Source organism: Shewanella gelidii, from assembly GCF_014647855.1.
Lineage (GTDB): Bacteria > Pseudomonadota > Gammaproteobacteria > Enterobacterales > Shewanellaceae > Shewanella > Shewanella gelidii.
The window spans coordinates 1-16,768 of sequence record NZ_BMPZ01000013.1 but is presented as its reverse complement, the minus strand read 5'-3'; the positions used below and the strand labels follow the sequence as shown (position 1 = coordinate 16,768).

15 protein-coding genes are annotated in these 16,768 nt (G+C 42.5%); 5 read left to right on the top strand and 10 right to left on the bottom strand.

Annotated features, from left to right (window positions below; genetic code table 11):
* The first annotated feature begins 45 nt into the window (after positions 1-45).
* Both IEY18_RS16180 and IEY18_RS16175 read left to right on the top strand, forming a co-directional pair.
* Positions 46-648 (top strand): TatD family nuclease-associated radical SAM protein, encoded by a 603-nt coding sequence (locus tag IEY18_RS16180; protein ID WP_188922757.1) that lies wholly within the window; start codon positions 46-48, stop codon positions 646-648.
* Between the two features lie 103 nt (positions 649-751).
* A complete protein-coding gene (locus IEY18_RS16175; RefSeq protein WP_188922755.1) occupies positions 752-2,986 on the top strand; it encodes a PAS domain-containing protein in 2,235 nt (744 codons plus the stop codon).
* A 44-nt stretch (positions 2,987-3,030) separates the two neighbouring features.
* Here the strand turns inward: IEY18_RS16175 and IEY18_RS16170 are convergent, their stop codons facing one another.
* From IEY18_RS16170 to IEY18_RS16160, 3 genes are all read right to left on the bottom strand, one after another.
* On the bottom strand, positions 3,031-4,458 hold the full coding sequence (locus tag IEY18_RS16170) for a hypothetical protein (protein WP_188922753.1): 1,428 nt from the start codon (positions 4,456-4,458) through the stop codon (positions 3,031-3,033).
* Positions 4,459-4,559: 101 nt separating this feature from the next.
* Positions 4,560-5,072 carry a hypothetical protein gene (locus IEY18_RS16165; RefSeq protein ID WP_188922751.1) on the bottom strand — a complete coding sequence of 171 codons (513 nt, stop codon included), beginning with the start codon at positions 5,070-5,072 and terminating at the stop codon, positions 4,560-4,562.
* 29 nt (positions 5,073-5,101) lie between these two features.
* Positions 5,102-6,001, bottom strand: coding sequence for a winged helix-turn-helix domain-containing protein (locus IEY18_RS16160; RefSeq protein WP_188922749.1), 900 nt, complete (start codon positions 5,999-6,001; stop codon positions 5,102-5,104).
* 514 nt (positions 6,002-6,515) lie between these two features.
* Between IEY18_RS16160 and IEY18_RS16155 the strand changes: the two genes are divergently transcribed.
* Both IEY18_RS16155 and IEY18_RS16150 read left to right on the top strand, forming a co-directional pair.
* Complete coding sequence (locus IEY18_RS16155) at positions 6,516-7,337, top strand: C-GCAxxG-C-C family (seleno)protein (protein ID WP_188922747.1); 822 nt, start codon at positions 6,516-6,518, stop codon at positions 7,335-7,337.
* A 10-nt stretch (positions 7,338-7,347) separates the two neighbouring features.
* A complete protein-coding gene (locus IEY18_RS16150; protein WP_188922745.1) occupies positions 7,348-7,935 on the top strand; it encodes a hypothetical protein in 588 nt (195 codons plus the stop codon).
* Positions 7,936-8,078: 143 nt separating this feature from the next.
* Here IEY18_RS16150 and IEY18_RS16145 read toward each other — a convergent pair whose 3' ends face one another.
* The 4 genes from IEY18_RS16145 to IEY18_RS16130 form a co-directional block, all read right to left on the bottom strand.
* On the bottom strand, positions 8,079-8,615 hold the full coding sequence (locus IEY18_RS16145) for a hypothetical protein (protein ID WP_188922743.1): 537 nt from the start codon (positions 8,613-8,615) through the stop codon (positions 8,079-8,081).
* Positions 8,608-9,345, bottom strand: coding sequence for a winged helix-turn-helix domain-containing protein (locus tag IEY18_RS16140; protein WP_188922741.1), 738 nt, complete (start codon positions 9,343-9,345; stop codon positions 8,608-8,610). The genes IEY18_RS16145 and IEY18_RS16140 overlap by 8 nt, the downstream gene beginning before the upstream one ends.
* Positions 9,346-10,025: 680 nt before the next feature.
* Positions 10,026-11,276 carry an ammonium transporter AmtB gene (gene amtB / locus IEY18_RS16135; RefSeq protein ID WP_188922739.1) on the bottom strand — a complete coding sequence of 417 codons (1,251 nt, stop codon included), beginning with the start codon at positions 11,274-11,276 and terminating at the stop codon, positions 10,026-10,028.
* A 9-nt stretch (positions 11,277-11,285) separates the two neighbouring features.
* Positions 11,286-11,624 (bottom strand): P-II family nitrogen regulator, encoded by a 339-nt coding sequence (locus IEY18_RS16130; RefSeq protein WP_188922737.1) that lies wholly within the window; start codon positions 11,622-11,624, stop codon positions 11,286-11,288.
* Positions 11,625-11,910: 286 nt separating this feature from the next.
* Here IEY18_RS16130 and IEY18_RS16125 point away from each other — a divergent pair, with 286 nt between their 5' ends.
* Positions 11,911-12,453: a hydrolase gene (locus tag IEY18_RS16125; RefSeq protein ID WP_188922735.1), complete on the top strand. Its 543-nt coding sequence runs from the start codon at positions 11,911-11,913 to the stop codon at positions 12,451-12,453.
* Between the two features lie 248 nt (positions 12,454-12,701).
* Here the strand turns inward: IEY18_RS16125 and IEY18_RS16120 are convergent, their stop codons facing one another.
* From IEY18_RS16120 to IEY18_RS16110, 3 genes are all read right to left on the bottom strand, one after another.
* Positions 12,702-13,961, bottom strand: a complete 1,260-nt coding sequence (locus IEY18_RS16120; RefSeq protein WP_229779994.1) for a DUF3644 domain-containing protein — start codon at positions 13,959-13,961, stop codon at positions 12,702-12,704.
* 115 nt (positions 13,962-14,076) lie between these two features.
* The gene (locus IEY18_RS16115) at positions 14,077-14,877 is read right to left on the bottom strand and encodes a hypothetical protein (protein WP_188922731.1); all 801 of its coding nucleotides are present in this window, start codon (positions 14,875-14,877) and stop codon (positions 14,077-14,079) included.
* On the bottom strand, positions 14,870-15,721 hold the full coding sequence (locus IEY18_RS16110; RefSeq protein ID WP_188922728.1) for a nucleotidyltransferase domain-containing protein: 852 nt from the start codon (positions 15,719-15,721) through the stop codon (positions 14,870-14,872). The genes IEY18_RS16115 and IEY18_RS16110 overlap by 8 nt, the downstream gene beginning before the upstream one ends.
* Positions 15,722-16,768 lie beyond the last annotated feature (1,047 nt).

The window sequence follows — 16,768 nt, the reverse complement described above, 5'->3', positions numbered from 1 at the left end:
AGCTTGATATAATAATGAGTTCCCTGAACGCTAAAACTGAGCAGCATGACGACTTCAACTCTTGTTTATGACATCCGTAACAGCCGTTATTTAAACATTACAGGCCGTTGCACACTTCGATGTGATTTTTGTCCAAAGCACAATGGCAGCAAACAAGTTCATGAGTATCAACTCGATCTCGAACATCAACCGAAAGCGAGTGAAATAATTCCTCTGCTCGGCGATGTTTCCCAATTTGATGAATATGTGTTTTGTGGTTATGGCGAGCCGACCCTTAATCTCGATACCCTTTTAGCTGTTGCCACAGAGATCCAGAGCCGTGGCGGAAAAGTTCGGGTTAATACCGACGGTTTAGGGAACTTATTTCATCGTCGAAACATTTTGCCAGAACTGGCTGAATGTGTAGATAGCTTATCGGTTTCAATCAATGCCGACACCGAGGCAGTATACATTCAACATTGCAAGCCTAAACTCAAAAACGCCTACCAAGCAGTGAATGAATTTATCCAACTTGCTCCCCAGTACTTTGACGATGTTCAAGTGTCGGCGCTGGACGGCCTTGCAGGTGTCAATATCGAAGCGTGCCGGAAAATTGTTGAAGGTGCCAACTGCAAATTTAAACACCGGATTCTCGGACAAGTCGGCTAGAACTCCTTGCTGATAAATAAGTTATGCAGATGAGCAAGCAATGCGGATGAAACTATTTCATGCTAGCATGTGACGCTATTGGTACCGAAGAACTCATCACAGCATGTTAACGAGCAAAAGCACGCCTCAGTCGTTAAAAACGATTTTAATCTCTGCACAGGGAATCCATTGGTCTCGGCAACGTATTTTGGCGGTAGCGAGCCAGATCATCATGCTGGTGATTGCATTTGTTTTATTAACGAATATTGCCATTACGCTAGGTGAGAGGCGCCTACAAGAAGAATGGGCAACCCAACGATATAGTGAACTGCAAACCGTCGGCACGTTGATCGCTGATAAAGTTGCGTTTCAACAGTTCAGAACGCAAATGTTCGCCCGAGAAGAGCAACTGAGCGACTATCTGGCCAAACCCAGTCGCAAAAAAAAGAAAAAACTAAAAAGTAACTGGGATAATCTGATGAAGAACATTCCAGAGCTACTCGGCATTGCCCTATTTGACGCCAATGGTAAATACAAAACCGCGACAAATTCAAACTTTGGCCGCCAAGCACTCCCGGCTGAAATTCTCGCTGATAACCGCAATATGGGCGGCAAAGAAATTTTCACCTCAGCAATTTCGTTTAGTCCGATAGACGGTATGCTTCAGCCCTATATCTATCAAGTTGCCTGGCTTGAAAATCCAGATCAAAGTATCAAAGGCTACTTAGTTACCTATAATTCAATATTCAAAATGCTTGAAGCGGTGCGCCCAGCATTTGCCAATAACAAATCCCCAATGCTGATGCTGGATACCCAAGGGCTACTCTATGCAGGCGCTAGACAGTCCAATCCTTTGCCTCGAATTCCCGAAACCATGGGAGGCAGCCTCAAACAAAGTTATCCTGCGCTATGGCGAAAAATGGCCATGAACAACTTTGGTCAGTTTCATGGCGATGATGCCACTTTTGTCTTTTTAAAAATTGAGCTGACCACTCAGTTTGAAACCCAGCGCGAGTACTTTTTAGTTTCGTACACGCGTAATCAAGATATCGCATCCAAATTCAATCAATGGCGTAATATTTTGGTGCTTTTGGCATTTGCAATTACGCTCCTGTCTACAGCTGCAATCGTACTGACACACTTGTATCGATTGGAACAAAGGTCAAGACAGAAAAGTATTGAGCTCGCCAATGGTTTATTCACCAGTGATTCAGGCTATGTCATCGTCAATGTGAATGGGCGAATTGTCACGGCAAATGATGCCGCGGCAAAATCACTACTCCTGAGCCGTGAAGAACTCACCGATCGCAGCTTGCAACGAACTTTGCACCAGGAAGACGAACAATATCAAACCATGATGCAGAAACTGGATAAAATTGGCGAGTGGCGAGAAGACATTAATTTAGGCTCTTATAGCGGTGGTTCACTTAAACTTTATATTCGTAGAATTCCTGGCACTTTAAATAGCCAAGCCTACTATCTGATGAGCTTAGTCGATGTCAGTGATCTGAGTGCTTGCCAAGAACAAAGTGAACTCAACTATTTATTGAGCGACAGCTCAGTCGCGATTGCGCTCACCGATGCGCGAGGCCATCTGGTTCGAGTGAATCAGAGCTTTGATTCCCTCATGCAGCTAGACGGCAATATTGATATCAATATTTCAACATTGCTTGAGAACGATATCGGAAGCCAATGGCAAAGAATTAAGCAGCATATTGCAGCCCAAGGGTTATGGCAGGGACAAATCCTGTGTTCTCCCAACGATCACCCCAATCAATGCATGCAAGCGACACTCAAGGGGCAACTGGATGCTGAAGGTGAACTGCAATTTATTGTTTGCACCCTGGAACAAGCAGCACCACGAATTAAACCTGAATCCGTTGGTGATATCACACCACATCGCAGTGCAATCCTAGTCAATTTACTCGATTTAAATGAATATTTTCAGGCCCTAAATACAACAGAGAGAGAGCATGCAAGCCTATTGTTGATTGATATCAGCCCAGAAGGAATGCTGAGTCATATGAGTGATATCGGCCAGCTTGAAATACGCCAACAAGAAATCGAAACGCTAATGCTCAAAACACTACCCGATGCATATCAAATTTCCCATTGGCAACTTGGAAAAATCATCGTCATTTTACCCGGTACCGATGCGACTCATACACACGCATTTGCATCGCAAACTCTGCTCAGCCTAAACGATAATAATATTGGTGAAGGAGTCACCATGGGCATAGCTTCTTATCAACAAGGGCAGGAATTAGAACAGTTTATCAGTAACGCTGAAGTTGCATTGCAACGGGCTAAACAAATTGGCAATCAAAGCATTTGCCAAGCGTTTACTAGACAAACCTAGCATAGTGTTTATGGCTAACTTCTCAGTCAGCCAGTACTGATCCTTTATAGAGTACTTAAATCGGTCTTCGGCGGCTCTGCGCTGTGGCTCGCAATCGGGCATATCCCAGCAGGTAGTTTTATTTCAGCAATGTCAACAATTTGCGAGCGACTCAAGGTGATTTTATAACGGGCAAATTTGGGTGCAGCTTTATCCTCAATCAGCTTAACAACCAGATTGACTTGGTAACGACGCTCTACCGAATCATTGCTAATTTTGCCGTCCGTTTCTTTATAAATTTTCGATTTACCCCGTTCCAAATATCGAGCGAATGGGGCGAGACTAAAAGTGAGTTGCTCTTTAATCGTCGAATAGCCGGATAAAAATTCACTCACTCGAACCCGGCTCGTTACACCATAGTGAAGCACTTCAACATCAACCTGGTTTTGGCGATTACGACGACTCAAGATTTCAGTCACTTCCTTAGGCAACGCCTTAGGTTTAAGGTAATCGAGCCAAACTAATTGCCGAACAACCACCGACTTTGAAGTCGTATCTCTCAAGGTGCGACTCCAGCGAGGCTTCCCCTTACGGAGCCATCGCCAAATTGCATTACGAAAATCATCTTTAAAAATTTCTCTAAAGCCATAAATCACTGACAACACCAACACTAAAACAATCGTCAATCCACTAAACACACCTTGGGCTTTCAAAATAAGGCTAGAAACGATAATCATGATCAAAGAGGTTGCGATGCCCGTTGCAAATTTCTTGACACCAATACCCAATGGTTTTTGCTCTTCTTTAAGGACAACACCCTGCTGAATTAGTCGTCTCAACAACAACATTTTGTTCGATATACGATTGGGCTCTGACCGAGTTTGCGCCGAGTTGTATTGGCGCTGATTTCTATACTCATTTTCTTGACGGCACAGTTCAACCACACGATTCACAATATCACTGTGTTCACTGCTTCTTGGCGCATGCGCCAACAGTTTGAGTAGCCTTTGCTCGCACAACCACGACAAATAGTTGTCTGCATTTTCGAAATAGGAGACCCATTTCGGCTCTTCCGGTTCGTTGCGTCGAAACTTCCTTAATAGCTTCTCTATTTGATCACATAATATGACCAGCCCCGAATAAAACTCAGCAGGATCTTGTAGTTGAGAAAGCTCCCGACTGTCGGCTTCTACGGCGATAGCGAATTGATAAGAAAACAAGTTTTGATAAAGACGGAATTGTGCGAGCGAACCTTTACTCTGACTAATAAACCGTGTTTGCACCAGAGGTAAATGCAAACCTTCTGAGTAATACGAACGCCTGCCAACGATACTACCGTAAAAATAGTCTTCCTCTGTGAGTGTGTGCGGCCCAATTCCCATCTCTTTTGGAAGTAAGAAATACAAGTCAAGACGTCGAAACTGATCAATACCGAGCAAGTGACTGAGCTTGATGGATAATGATTCTTCTTGTTTGACACGAATATTGGGCATGAGTACCTACAAAAAACACTAGGCGCATGATTGAGTGCGCCTAAACAGAGTGACTCACATTGTGACATGGTCAGCCCTATTCAAGCTAGACATCTCCAGCGTTAATGAACCAAACGGCAACCACACACGGTATTACTTGGCTGGAACAATACCACGGCATAGTCTTTTGCTTTATCAATATCAAGCAGCTCCAAGCTCAAGTTATGCTCGCCCTTTTCATTGATATTAAGGCTACTCACGTAGGATAAGTACTGCATATGCTGCGGCATATCAACACTGGGGGTTTCCTGTTTCGTGCTGACCGAGACAAAGTAGGTATTACTGTCTTGGTCGATTTTGTCTACTTTACCCTGCATTGAAATACTACCCGCGCTACTGCCATCAACAGAATAGTAACGATAATTCACTTGCGCTGTGCTACCCGAGGTTACGAGGTCCACCAATAAATAGTGCTGTACGTCTTTATCAAGCAGCTCGTTTCTATCGGTTAATTCGGAAGCACAATTGAGCATAAACCGCTGCTCTTGCGCAGTGAGTCGCTCAATGACAAACATCGCGCCGACTAAAGCACCAAGTACTAGTAAATTAATTGTCCAAACCCAGCGTTTTGCCACGTTCATACTCCCCAAGTTGTCATACGCAATTAGTCACAGATTTCTGCATCTAGCAGCCATCGAACGCTGACAAATTGCTTATTCTTCGCACTACGGCTATCCGTTATCTTGAGATTTCTAACCACTGACTGCCCAACGGAATCACCACGCAATGTCATGTTAAGCACTTGATTATCATGAGACAAAGCGATATAGACATGTCGCCAATCTGACTGTTCGCATAAAGCAAAAGCCTGCTGAATTTCTTGGCTTTGTTGCAGCAATAATCGATTATTAGTATTGGAAGCCGCATAGAGGTGAATCGACATGAACTGACCACTTTTTAACTTCACAACATCTGAACGCATGGGCTTAGTTTTAGTGACTTCTTTCGACTGTTCTGGCAAAGACAAGAACAGCGCAGTAAACAATAGCAAGAAGAGAGCCGAGGCAGCCAAGGTAATTAACGGAATGGAAGGTCGCTTCTTCCCTGTTGCGCAAGGCATCACGTCTATTTCAGTAAAGTCAGACTTTTGGCTCTGCGAGATAGCTTGTTGGCGCCTTTCTTCTACAGATCCCAAACTCGCAATAGCAGGATCAAGCTTTTCCCCTACTGAGGATAATGATTCGACTGATTTGGAGTCGGCAAGATCAATCACGACATCTTGCAATAAATATCCCTTACCTTTTACCGTTTCAATCAGATATTCATATTGGGGTCCAATAAATGAACGCAGCATAAACACTGCTCGTGCTACAGAAGAATCACTGAGTGCAGCGTACTCAGCATTACCAGCCTTTAACTGCTGCTTGAGTACAACCTTTCCTTGATTTTCAACAAGCAATCTTAAGACTTGTAATTCGGCTCTCGGCAAATGCCAAGATTTCCCAGTCAAAACATTGGTCATTTCGCCTTTAGCCAGATCGACCAGACAATCTCCTAGCTGCATCTTCAATCGCTATTGCAGGTTTGCCATAAACAAAAGTTTATGAACTAAATCTAATGATTACCGTGATCGCGATCAGTAAGTTCATCGACAAATTACTCAGCTGAATTTTGAGTTACACGGAAAGGAAATCGTTCGTTTGCGAGATAAATCACACTCATTCATAAGATAAATCTTGTAAACCAAACCTATGAAAAGTATGAATTTTACATAAATACAACAAATACAGTGATCCAGCATCGAACCTAAACGCCTAAACAGATAAAAAGACCAACCTTTACCGACAAAAGCGAATAGAAATACCCATTTAGAGATAGGTGTCAACGCAAGAGCACACCCAACCTTCACAAGATCCAGATCACATTCTTCATAAATCACGGCATTAGAATTTATATCAAGCCGGTTGTGACAACACCAAAACCAAGTGTAATGGCACAACATTGAGCCTCAAATCTTTGCAGGGTAAACCACAACGATGTGGTAAACGAACTAACTAAATAGATGAAGGATGGACAAGATGACAATCAATAGACGCCAAGCTCTTGGACACATTATTGGTATCACCTCAGTCGCAGCTGGTGCAGCAATTGCGCCATCAGCTTTAGCGGCAACACCGATTGAAGGTGCTGCTACAGATTTTATCCTTGGTAAGGGTGAAAAACTAAAATATGTAAAGCTCGACCCAATGGCGGTTGCAAAACTTGCATATGAATCTAAATCTGGTGGCTGTATGTATCAGGTCTTTCACGCGATGATTTCTAAGCTTTCCGAGTCAACAAGTGTGGACGCTGCAAAGTTTAAGACCATTCCTACGGGTTTAGCCGTTTATGGCGGTGGCGGTATCGCAGGTCAAGGTACAGTATGTGGCAACCTGAATGGTGCAGGCATGCTGGTCAATATTCTAGATGACATCAATGGCCAAAATGGTGCCGTCGTGGCAGCGCTTTTCCGTTTTTATGAAATCACAGAGCTCCCATACATGGATGATGCTTTCGTGACTGGCATTGGATCAACACAAGATGTGACTGCCACAAGCGTTGTTTCCGCATCAATAGCCAATAGCTCTTTATGTCACTCCTCATTAACCAACTGGTCAGAAGCATCAGGGAAAACGGTCGCCCAAAAAGGTGAGCGCTGCCCAAGGCTTGCCGCTGCAATTGCCATGAAGCTTGTGGAGCTATTAAATGATGCTTACGATGGAAAAGCAATTGAGGGAACCAAGCACGAAGACAATGGCTCTTGTACAACGTGTCACGGTAAAGCTGAAACCATGATGGGTGCCCCAAGCGTAATGACGGGCATGGAATGCCAAACTTGCCATACTGGCCACTTCAACTAAGGAGTTTGTTATGAAGCACAAACTTCTTACAGCCATGATGCTTGGTTCAATTGCATTAACGGGTTGCGGTACCGACGATCCAGAGATCATTGAAGAACCTGTTGTGGTCGATCCACCGCAACCACCTGTTGTCGTCGATCCACCACAACCACCGGTCGTCGTCACCCCTCCAGTGGAAGTGACTACAATTGAAGCAGACGAAGCATTAGCAATTAATCTAACTTTGACTAGCTATGACAGTGCCAGTGGTACATTGCTTTTTGATCTCAAAGATGACGACGGCCTTGCGATAACCAATGCAAAGGATTACGACATTGCGTTCATGGGGTTCCCTGATCCGAATGAGAAATCAAGTAAACCAAAAGCATGGAAACGTTGGCATGTGGCACATGTGTACCATTGTCAGAGCAGTGATGAAGCAGAATGCCAAGGCAATTTAAGTGAGACCGCGACCAAAGGCAGTTACGCTTTTAATGCAACAGATTTGGACTTAATGACAGATGATCCAGCCAAAGCAGTGAAGAGTTATCTAGTGGGTATTTCGATTAAGGGCGCACAAGCGACAAATGTAGTCGAACTGAATAAACCTACCATCTAGCTGTATTTTTCCCCTAAAAAAGAACTCATCAGTGAGTTCTTTTTTTTGGGGCTTCAAACCAATACCAGTAACCATAAGCAACAGATGCGAAGCTCTTGTCCATGTAAGAAGCAACTTATAGCAAGATCGTGTGCTTTTAAATACTAATGCTGAATTTCACAGACCCAAAGGTTATTACCCGGCTTTAAGCGCAACACGCTATAACCCGCATTTTTATCCATATCAAGGATTTGGATATCAAATGGTAGACGACTTTGATTTGGTTGACTCGTATGGGTGATCAATAATTTTTGAATATTTTGAGGCAACATATCTAAGGCTGTATTTCCTGTGATTTCCCCCTCTTTCAACAGCAACTTATACGTCATACTGGCAATCTCTAATCCTAATAGATCAGAGGTTAACGATAATGAGCCGAGGATATTCCCTTCAACTCGATGCAAGTATTCTAAAACCACGCTGTCATTACGGTGGTTAATATTTAATAGCAACTCGCCATCGCTTTGACCCAGTAGGTTTGAAGTCAGTAGTTCAGCGTTACAGCGAAACTCAGGGATATCTCGAGAGGCGGCAAAATGGTTCAAACCTAAACAGACCCATAATAAGAAAAACGCAGTAAAAAACATCGGCCACAAAGAAAACTTTGGTTGCGGGCGAGAAACGCCCAATACACTACTCACAAGCCCCCACCTCTTCAGCCCACTCTTTATTGAAAAAACTCAGGCCGGGCTCATCCAACATAACTTTGATATTTTTATAGTGCTCTGACTCTTTCATTTCTGACTTAAGCAATACACTGGCAATATGCTGGTCATGGGACATGGCCAATAATATGGAAGTCCAAGGCACGATTCGGCAAGATTGTAATACCTTCGCTACACCATTCACTTGCTCTTGTAATTGAGCTTCTTGCTCATCGGTTGCATACCAGTGCAGAACCACTCGCTTGCCTTGCTGCGTAACAACCTCATGTTGGAAGTGTGGCTGGAAAAAGTCTGCATGGCCGATCGCGTTATACATTAGAGCGACGATCGCGAGGGTCAAAGCACTAATGGCAAAATAGCGCCCATAGGGAATCATCCGCTTAGGTCGGTCTAATAAGCTTTGCTGATTGCTGCTTGTTTTGCGATGTAGTAAAAAACCTTGATCGGATACGGTTTCTATTAAAGAATCATGCTCTTTGCCTAAAAAGCTGCGGATTTTTTGAATAATTGCGAGCAAACTCGCTTCAGTCTCACCATGTTGTTCAATTGCTATTTGCAGGGCTTGATTTGAGACCACTTGGCCGCGATGCTGCACGAGTTGACTCAACACCTCACTTTCGTATGGTGCCATCTTCCAATCTTGATTTGAGGCTTGGTTGCGCAACTCTTGCTGGCTTGCATCAAACCAGCAACTGCCAATTTGCATGGTTTCATCTCGTACATCTGCGAATTATTGCTCAGTATACAGGCAGATTTTCGAGATCAATGTGATCGCAACATGAAACAATTGGGCTTACTTCTAATTCGTGAACAACTCCACATTTACCCTTAAGTATCATATACAAAGGTGAAAAACATAATATAGGAATGTTTAAAATGTAGCACTATTGCGCCAAATGTGAACTAGAATGCTACCGAAATAACACAACGTAATGACCTGCACCCACGGCAGGTGCCCCTAAAAGCATCAAATCCTCGCGCTCCCTCCATTAAAGCGACAACCGAAGCACGAACAATCGAAAAAAGAATGACGCCAACGCCCACTGTCTGTTTCGTCATACCACCAAACGAGCTCAACGCTCTAGCAACATTTTCTGCTCCAACATTGGGATACAAGCAATTTAAACGAAGCGCAAATGCTCCTGTCCGAATGTCTAGACCACTGCGCACATCAATAGTGCACTCATGAGATTAACGTTAAGTTCAACGCCCACAACAAACGCAAAATTGGATCAAAACAGAGCACGGCGAAAAGTACAGTCAGTGCGGTGCATTACAACTTTCAAAACAAAAACCAGCTTCTAATACTAGAAGCTGGTTTTCTTTACTACAGGTGAATATTAAGTCGTTATAGTGCTACCGAAGTCAGCGCTCACTTCCAACTTGTTATCCGCCAGATTTAACCGTCACAAACTCAGGGTACGCGTCCACACCACAGTCAGATACATCCATACCGTTGTACTCTTCTTCATCACTAACTCGAATGCCCATGGTCATTTTCAAAACAAACCATACTGCAAGTGAAGCAAGGAAGACCCAAGTAAAGATAACGCCTGCGCCAAATAGCTGACCAGTTAATGTTGCATCTGCATTTGAAACGGGTACCAAAATCAATCCAAACAGACCCGCGACACCGTGAACTGAAATTGCACCTACTGGGTCATCAATTTTGATTTTATCAAAGGCAACAATCGAGAAGATAACTAACGCACCAGCAAGCAAACCAATCACACCCGAAACAATCAATGAAGGTGACAATGGATCAGCAGTAATCGCAACCAAACCAGCAAGCGCACCGTTCAAAATCATCGTTAAATCCGCTTTACCCCACACAAGGCGACAAACAATCAGAGCCGAAACCGCGCCGAACGCTGCTGCAGAGTTAGTGTTTACAAAAATCTTTGCAACTGCTGAAGCATTTTCAGCATCCGATACAAGTAGCTGTGAACCACCGTTGAATCCAAACCAACCCATCCAAAGAATAAACATACCGAGAGTTGCTAGTGGCAAGTTTGAACCAGGAATCGGGTTAACTTGGCCGTTTGCCCCATACTTTCCTTTACGAGGTCCAAGTAAAAGCACACCAGCAATCGCTGCAGCAGCACCCGCCATGTGAACAATACCACTACCAGCAAAGTCAACGAAACCAGCATCACTGACGAAACCGCCACCCCAAGTCCAGTAACCTTCTACTGGGTAGATGAAGCCAGTCATCACAACAGAGAAGATTAGGAAGGCCCAAAGTTTCATACGCTCAGCTACCGCACCAGATACAATTGACATTGCAGTGGCAACGAAAACAACCTGGAAGAAGAAATCTGATTCTAATGCATGGTCCGCATCACCCGCTTGGGTACCAATAAGGCTACCTAAAGAAGGTAACCAGCCCGCTTCTGGGTTATCCACATACATAATGTTGTATCCCACAATCAGATACATCACACAGGCTATAGAGTATAAACAAACGTTCTTGGTTAGAATTTCAGTGGTGTTTTTTGAGCGAACCAAACCCGCCTCTAGCATGGCAAAACCCGCAGCCATCCACATGACTAACGCGCCTGAAATCAAAAAATAAAAAGTGTCGAGAGCAAAACGCAGTTCAGTGACCGTTAGCCCCAGTTTTGTTAATTCTTCCATCATCGTCTCCTAAAGTGCTTCGCTATCTAGTTCGCCAGTACGAATACGCACTGCTTGCTCAAGTGCAGTTACAAAAATCTTACCGTCACCAATTTTGCCGGTATGTGCCGCTTTCGTGATTGCCTCAATGAGCAAGTCAACACTATCGGAGCTCGTTGCGATTTCGATTTTCACCTTCGGTAAAAAATCGACCTGATATTCAGCGCCACGATATAACTCGGTATGCCCCTTTTGTCTGCCAAATCCTTTAACTTCTGTTACCGTTATCCCTTCAACGCCGATTGCCGCAATGGCTTCTCGAACATCATCAAGTTTAAATGGCTTGATAATCGCACTGACTAATTTCATCTAGACCTCCCGAGCCTTCGAATCTTGTAATTGTTAATTTATTGCTTACACTGACAATTCAAGTGTTAGGCCAACATTAAATACCCTTTAAATACAAAGAGATAACAAATTGAGCTCGATAAAACCAATTGACTAACGCACCAAACTTGTGCAATTGCCACAATCCAGCGCACAACGAAGCAGCGTCCAAAACAGACTTTGGTCTAGTTTTTTAACTGTTCTGCTTGGCGAACAGGGGGAACAAATGATTAACTATGAAAAAGCAGGAATCACTTAGGGGAAAGGAATGCTAAAGCCAGAAGAGTCTGTCATTGTCTTTATTGACGTACAAGGTAAGCTCGCACAAATTATGCACCAAACCGAATCACTGCATAATAAGCTCACCGGGCTTATTTTAGGTGCGCAGCTTTTTGAGATGCCTATCGTTTGGCTTGAACAACTCCCCGACAAGCTTGGTGCAACCGCAGAACCTTTAAATTCTTTGCTCGCGCAAACAAGCAGCCCCATCGCCAAGCATCACTTTAGTGCATGGCCTTGCGAAGCTTTTCGTAATCAATTGGCCGAACTTGGTCGTAAAAACATTATAATTGCTGGCATTGAAGCGCATATTTGCGTCTATCAAACCTGCTCTGATCTGATCGATCAAGGATTTAACCTGCATGTGGTCTCTGATTGTGTGTCTTCACGAACTGCTGAGAATAAAAACCTAGGCATTCAAATGATGCAAGCCAAAGGCGCACAAGTTACTGGGTTAGAAACCTTACTATTTGAATTGCAGCATGAAGCCCAAGGCGAGCGCTTTAAAAAGCTGTTGAAGATTATTAAGTAGAATTAAAAGTAGAGCAGTTATAAAGACGCCCACAGACTTTGCCAAGGCCTGTGGGCGTTTTCAATGCACTTGCCAATGCTTAAGAATAATGAGTTAAGTTCGCTGTTAGAGAAACGATGCAGCATTTCGCTGCGCTAATACAAACACCCCAAATGGTTCACGCCTCGTTAAGAGGCAACAAAATAGTTGGCTAAAATTAGCGACGAAGGAGCAAAAGCCAACTGTTTTTTGTCCTTTTGAACGACTTGTTAAATGGCTTGTCTGCGCACCCTTGCAAGTTCTTCTTTGTTTTTTAATTGCCTAATTAAAAAGTCAGCCCAACGACGTGAATATAAGTAACCGTCGAACCCTTCAACATATGCCGCATATTCACCTTTATAAGTGGTGACAAGTTCACGTGGTCTAGCATTGTAAAACTTCCAACACTTTGTGTGCAAAGTAGGATTAAAGTCCTTTATCTTTTCTTTTACGATTGGCACAACTTTACTAGGTTTTAATTTAAATGGAGATTCAATACCTTTAATAAAAGCTACACCTTGTTCATAGTTTTCCATTTCATCATCGTTGAGTTTATTAACATTTATGAACTCAACGGCTAAATCAGCTGACTTTGCATGATTTCCTAGTTTGGGGACTAAGAAAGCTCTTATTCTATATTTTTGACTCTCCAATACTTCATCTGATAAATCATCTTTATATGTTTCCATATACTCACGAACAACTCGATAGTTTTCAGTTTGAAATTGCTTTAATGCCTCCAATTGAGCTTGTTCTGATGTTCGTGTTAACTGCATAGCAATTGCCAGTCTTGCCATTAGTGCATGACTATCGCCGAACTCTTCAACTAATAAATACTCAAAATTATTTAGCGCGGACTGACATTCACCGCTAGTAGCAAGATCAACCGCAGGTAAACTTCTATGTTCAATCTTATTTCTGAGTCCAATTAGAAAATTCAAGTTTTTGGTTTCTGGGTTTTCTTGACCGCCCCAATATTCACTGCAACAACGAGATAATTCCCAAGCTTTTTCTTCACCATCAATCAGTCTAGGGTTTCCTTCATCATCGAGATAGAAGTAGTTTTCCGATTTTTTCTCGAAAATAGCATGAAAGAGTGCTGTGTAAGCAATAACAATATTTACAATGAAGCCATACGTCTTAAATTCTGTATAAGGATTGTTGTATGTTGATACAGCTAATAGTGCGAATTCTCTTGCTTTGTGAAGTAGTATGCTCTTAGAAGATTGGTTATTTGGATCTTGTAGTTTTTGTGAGTGTATAAGACTAAATTCGTCTTTACTCAAATAGATAAGGCCTGTAGAGGTATATTGACTACCATCTTTTTGAACGAATTGATGCCACCTTTTAGTCGGATATGTACGACAACTACTAAGTGCCCAGCCTGATGCTTCTGCAAGCTCAGCCATTGTAAAAGCTTCTCCTGCTTTCTCTTTTGCTAGCATAAAATCAAAAGCTAGCTCTACTCTTTGATTCCGATTCAACGGCATACTCCCTGAGCCATTTAACGCCTCATTAAGAGGCAATAAAATAGCTGGTTAAAATTAGCGAGGCACGAGCAAAAACCAGCTGTTTTTTGTCCTGCTTGAATGACTTGTTAGAGCGCTACTTAGCAACTCTTTCAGCCCATAATGTATTTAGCTTTTCTTGTTCTGATTCAAATACTTTTTGCGGAATCAAAGGCGTATTAGACGTAATAACATTATATTCTGCAAATAATGACAATAGATTAGGAGTTGCTAATTTTGCAGCACCTAGTTGTTGATCGATACTTGTAAGTTTTGACGTCGCGTGACCAAAACTAATAGCTTTATCAATGCCATTCCATAAAGGGAAAAACATTAAAAACAAAAGAGCTAATCTAGGTACGGAATAGTTAGCATCAGTTGAAGTAACTGATAAGCCTGTGACAACTAAAGCAATAATCAATACTGCTAACAGGATTGAGTTTCTAATAGCTCTTTGTTTACAAGCTTGATATAAGTGTTGCGACCAAAAACAACTCTCTTGAATTATTTCTACTAACCTTACCTCTGGTTCAAAATCATCTGTAGCGTAATAATCAGTATTTTCAAACTTACCAGCATTTTTGAACTCATCGGTTGTCACTTTACTTTTTAAGTAAGCTAAGTCTACAGACATATCTGAGCCATAGGACTTTTGAATTATATTTAACCTAATCAGTTCTTGGCCTAGTGACTTTTTACTATTAGTAGTTTTTGATAGCAGCCATGAAGAAAACTCTGAAGTTATTGCTATTAAAGCGACAACATACAACCAGTTACCTGCAAGAAAAATTGACGATGCAGCGCATATAAAAGTTACTAAATGCAGCAAATTTTCGTATTTCGAATACTTCTTTGCATTATCTAAAACAGCGCTTGATAAACTTTGAATACTAGCCATATGAAGGAAACCTATCTCCAAATAATTTGCCAAATTTTTCAATAGATTCTTTGTCGTTGTTATTGTAATGAGCAGACCAAGCATCACGACTTTTACCCAACGCAGTTTCAATTCTATTGCTTGCTTCTAGCCTGTCAGAATAACTTAAACAATCATCTACATAACCATCAAGCCCAGATGGAGATGGAATGTATTCTTGTATTTCTGTATGCATGTGCTCAAAAAACTGAAATACATGCCAAGCATAATCGCTATAAAAATTATCATAGCTTAATGCCATAACCTCGATATGAAAGGATGATAAATATGAAGAATGTTTTCTGTTCCATTCTTTGATCATTTTAACAAGATGAATTTTTTGTTCAGACGCTTGCTTCATGTTGTTAATATGAATTTTTGGTCTCGTTTCGATCCATGAGTTGTTATTCATATTTGGTATTTTGTAGCAATAGAAGCTTCCGTTATCGGAAACTCTGAATGCGGGAACGATATCCACACTAGGCCAAGTTTTAAAATACAGTGTCACAGCTTGACCATTTTTTTTAGCCATGCGAGTGTTATATTCACTTAATTTATCACGTACTGATTGTAAGAATTCTGTTGGTGACTTATTTTCAGCGTGCGCTCCATAATTTAGGACTAACATTACATCTGCATCTGCAAACCCACTCAAAGATGTTCCACTAACTAAAGAACCTAAGGGAAAGGCTTCTAATATATTAAATTCTTTATCCAACAGATTGACTATAGATTTACATCGAGATTCTGCTGTATCAGCCTGATTGCCTGTAATTGATATCCTTTCGATAAATTTATCGAATGACACTGGGATTGTATATGGCAACTGAACTCCTTTTGCGCTCTAACATTTGTATAGTGCGCATGCGCGTATATTGACGAAACGCGCATGCACATTTAATAAACCTATTATCTAAGAATCGCTCTGAAAAGCCATTGATTTATATACACTATATCAAGGTGGTGTAGACAAAACGAGCACGTTTAACTAGTAAATTGTGCATTGCTACATATTAATGGTAATTTGGGCTGACACTAGTCGTGCTCTGTGATTTTTTGTTACTCATGGCTGTATTCAAATCAACTAGGCAATTTGAAAGCCATAACCTCAAACCAACCTATTGCCTGCCGCAGGCTTTTGCACAACCGCTTCTGTGGAACGCCGTAAATACTTCCATGTAGGCTTCACCAAAACATCCCTGTTTTGGAAATCCACAGCCACGCTTGTACGGGTTAATCGTCTCTTCGAATTCACTTCATTCGGAATACCCAGATTAACCTTCAGGTTGCGATGGTTCCCCATCGAAGTTGCCGAAATGTGTTGGCGTAAATGGCGTAAGCCCAGACATGGATGTCTGGCTAGCTTTCGAGGGGAAGGGACGCCCCATCGGAAGCGTTAGTCATTTTGCCATAAACATGAGGACAACAACTTCGAGATGGGGACGGCTCGGAGATCCAAGAGGGGAAAGCTGTTGTTTCCCTCTTGGTCAGGTGTGGGTAGAAGACCCACGACTTGGGTTGGCCGTGAGGCCAAAAGGAATTGAATTGTCCGCTAATCAAATTGGCAGTTTGAAGGCCATAACTTCAATCCAATCTATTGCTTGCCGCAGGCTTTTGCACAAGCGCTTCTGTGGAATGCCGTAGACTCGTCCCTGAGGGCTTCACCAAAACGTCCCTGTTTTGGAAATCCACAGCCGCGCTTGTACGGGTTAATCGTCTCTTCGATTTCACTTCACTCGGAGTACCGAGATTAACCTTCAGGTTGCGATGGTTCCCCATCGAAGTTGCCGAAATGTGTTGGCGTAAATGGCGTAAGCCCAGACATGGATGTCTGGCTAGCTTTCGAGGGGAAGGGACGCCCCATCGGAAGCGT